Source organism: Chromatium okenii, assembly GCF_016583745.1.
Lineage (GTDB): Bacteria > Pseudomonadota > Gammaproteobacteria > Chromatiales > Chromatiaceae > Chromatium > Chromatium okenii.
Genome location: NZ_NRRQ01000072.1, coordinates 1 through 3,148 on the forward strand (window position 1 = coordinate 1; position 3,148 = coordinate 3,148).

Annotated in this window: 2 protein-coding genes; both read right to left on the bottom strand. The window is 42.1% G+C overall.

The annotated features are described in order from the left end of the window. Positions 1–181: 181 nt before the first annotated feature. Positions 182–2,176 (bottom strand): UvrD-helicase domain-containing protein, encoded by a 1,995-nt coding sequence (locus tag CKO12_RS14040; protein WP_200155349.1) that lies wholly within the window; start codon positions 2,174–2,176, stop codon positions 182–184. Positions 2,177–2,799: 623 nt separating this feature from the next. Then, positions 2,800–3,039 carry a hypothetical protein gene (locus CKO12_RS14050; RefSeq protein ID WP_200155351.1) on the bottom strand — a complete coding sequence of 80 codons (240 nt, stop codon included), beginning with the start codon at positions 3,037–3,039 and terminating at the stop codon, positions 2,800–2,802. Positions 3,040–3,148: the final 109 nt, after the last annotated feature.

The following is a 3,148-nucleotide window of genomic DNA, read 5'->3' on the forward strand; positions in this document are numbered from 1 at the left end:
AATTTCTTGGAAGATAAATATGAAGATTCCTATTGGGGATTAGTTACAAGGCAGCAATTTTGCACTGTCAGTGAATAAAGAAGGCACTCTATTGTGTTATGAAATAAACCATTCTTAATAATTGAATAGTTTAATGATCAATCAGGAACACCAGTTAATGATGTTCCCAATCGATCAATGATTATTGCATGGTCATTGCCATTCGTTCTTTCACTCGCATGACTGCCTCATTGTATTGCGCCACCTTATTAAAACGGATATGCTCAATGAATTCATCGGGAATCTCATTCATAAAGCGAGAAGGTTTTGAATTCCATTCTCGTCCGTGAATCAACCGGCTTTCCGCATGAGTCATAAACAATTGTTCCATCGCTCTTGTCATGCCGACATAGCACAATCGTCTTTCTTCTTCAAAACGTTCTCGATCATGTAATGACATGCTGTGCGGGAATAATCCATCTTCCATTCCAGCAAGGAACACTATCGGGAATTCCAACCCTTTTGCCGCATGAAGTGTCATCAACTGCACGGCATCGTTGTTGTCATCATCGCTCATCTCGTTTGCTTCCAATGCAACATGATTCAGGAACACCGTTAAAACATCACCATCTTCTATGTCCCAGCTTCGTTCAAAGCGAGCGGTTGTTTCAATCAACTGATCCAAGTTCTCAACGCGCTCCTCCCCCTTTCCATCGGGTTGCTTGAGATAAAACTCCTGTAACTCTGTCTGTTTAATCAGTTGATTCAATCGTGCAGCCAACGTCATCTTTCCACTGCGATTGGATTGAATCAAATTCACAAATGCTGTGAGTGATTCATTGACTTTCTTGGTCAAGCCTTTCTTTTCAATCAAATCCAGTGTTGCTTGGTATAACGATCCCGATAATGTCTGTGCATGTTTCCTCAATAGTTCAATGGTGCGTTCACCGATTCCACGAGTCGGAACATTCACAATGCGCTCAAAGGCAAGGTCATCATTGCAGTTTGCGATCAAGCGTAAATATCCCAACGCATCTCGAACTTCCGCTCGTTCAAAGAAGCGTAATCCATTATGGATGCGATAAGGGATGCCAGCTCGAATCAATCGTTCTTCAAACATCCGTGATTGTGCTGAAGTCCGATACAAGATTGCATAATCTTGATAACATCGATGATTCATGGTGAATGTTTGACCAATGCGATCAATTACGAAACGGGCTTCATCACCGGCATCAATAGCCGTATAACGACAGATCAAGGAACCTGTTGATTGTTGTGTCCACAGATTCTTACCGAACCGATTCCGATTGTTTGCAATCACGGCATTGGCAGCATTCAGAATGTTGCTGGTGGAACGATAGTTTTGCTCCAATCGAAGCAGTTGCACGTTCTGATAATCCTGTTGCAATGCCTTCAGGTTTTCCACTTTCGCTCCACGCCAACCGTAAATGGATTGATCATCATCACCAACTGCACAGATGAAGTTATTGCTGGAAGATAACATCCTCAACCATTCATATTGCATGGTATTTGTGTCTTGGAACTCGTCAACCAGAATCTGTTGAAAGCGGCTTTGATAGTGTTGACGAATATCCCGATGATCTCGCAGCAATTCATAAGCACTCAACAATAAGTCAGCAAAATCCAGTGCTTTATTCTGTTGCCGTTGCAATTCATATTCAGCATACACATTACGCAGAACGGCTAACTTCTCATCATCATCTTCAACCTCAACTTGGTGCGGATGAAGTCCATTCTCCTTAGCATTGTTGATAACGCTCAACACCCATTTAATTGGGTAAGTGTTGTCATCAATCTGCATCGTTGTCATCACTCGTTTCAATAAACGACGCTGATCCTCTGCATTGAGAATCTGGAAGTCTTTATCTAACTGTGCCGCTTGCCAATGCAGCCTTAATAGTCGATGTGCCAATCCATGAAACGTTCCAATCCATAACCCATTCAATGCAGTATCAAGGTTGGCTTCTAATCTGTGTTTCAATTCAGTTGCTGCCTTGTTGGTAAATGTCACTACTAACAAGGATTCAACTGGAATGTGATAGTGTTCTATCAACCATCCTATTCGTTCCACTAAGACACGGGTTTTGCCAGAACCAGCTCCAGCCAGAACCAGTAGATTACTCAATGGTGCAGTGACCACTTTCAGTTGAGCAGGATTGAGTGCATTCAGATTCATTATTGATTTCTCAAATTAAAGAGGTGCCGGAGCACCTCAAGGGGGGGTTAATACTCTTCTGTAGTTGTCCGCAAAACTAGCTATAGTATAAAAGCAGGCGGATCAGTCACAATCTAGCCATGCGCTGCCGGTAGTTAATACTTGCCACACTCTTTTGTATGGAACTTTTTGCGGACAACTATGGTAAGAGAAGAGTGGTAACAGTTCGATCCGCTTCAGTAATGATCCAGATGCGCAAGTCATCCTGTAATGGATAGACTGATAACAATCTGTTTCCTTCCACTAAAGCACGATCATTTGCTTGTTGGTCTTCACTACTCATCTCTCCCCAATTGCCTTGGCGATGCCGAAACAATAGGAAGAGTGGAGATATTGCACATTCTTGTAATGCGGAATGTGCGCCTTCAGTAATGACAACTTCACCCAATGGGAACTTGAATGTGANTAACGCACATCACACAGATGATTGAATTCATCATTGCTCAAAATGAATTGAGTACAATGACGATGTTCATCCATCAAGATCATGGTGATTGTGCCAGTGGCATCTTCACCAAGGGTTAAGGTCGTATTACAAGGTTCGATTAAATCGAATTGATATAAATGACGCATGTTGTTAATCCTCAGAATGGAATATCTTCATCATTGAACTGGCTCCATTCAGCAGGTATTGCCGAAGGAGTAACATCAGTGGGTAATGATTCATCATCCTCACAATAGAGGTGTTGGATATCCCAGAGTTCCTCATAATCAATATAAGGAGGGAACCAATAGGTTCGTTGTGTTAATGCAGTTATTTCAGGCATAACAACTCCTGATGCAATTCGCATCATCAATTGAGAGAGATAAAAAAGGGCTGACAATGCCAGCCCTCAGTGGGTTAAAACCAGTGATGAATTAACGCAAGGTTAAACTCACACCAGTTTCAAGGTGAACTCCGGGAATGGAATCAACTCCTAAACGAAGTTTTTC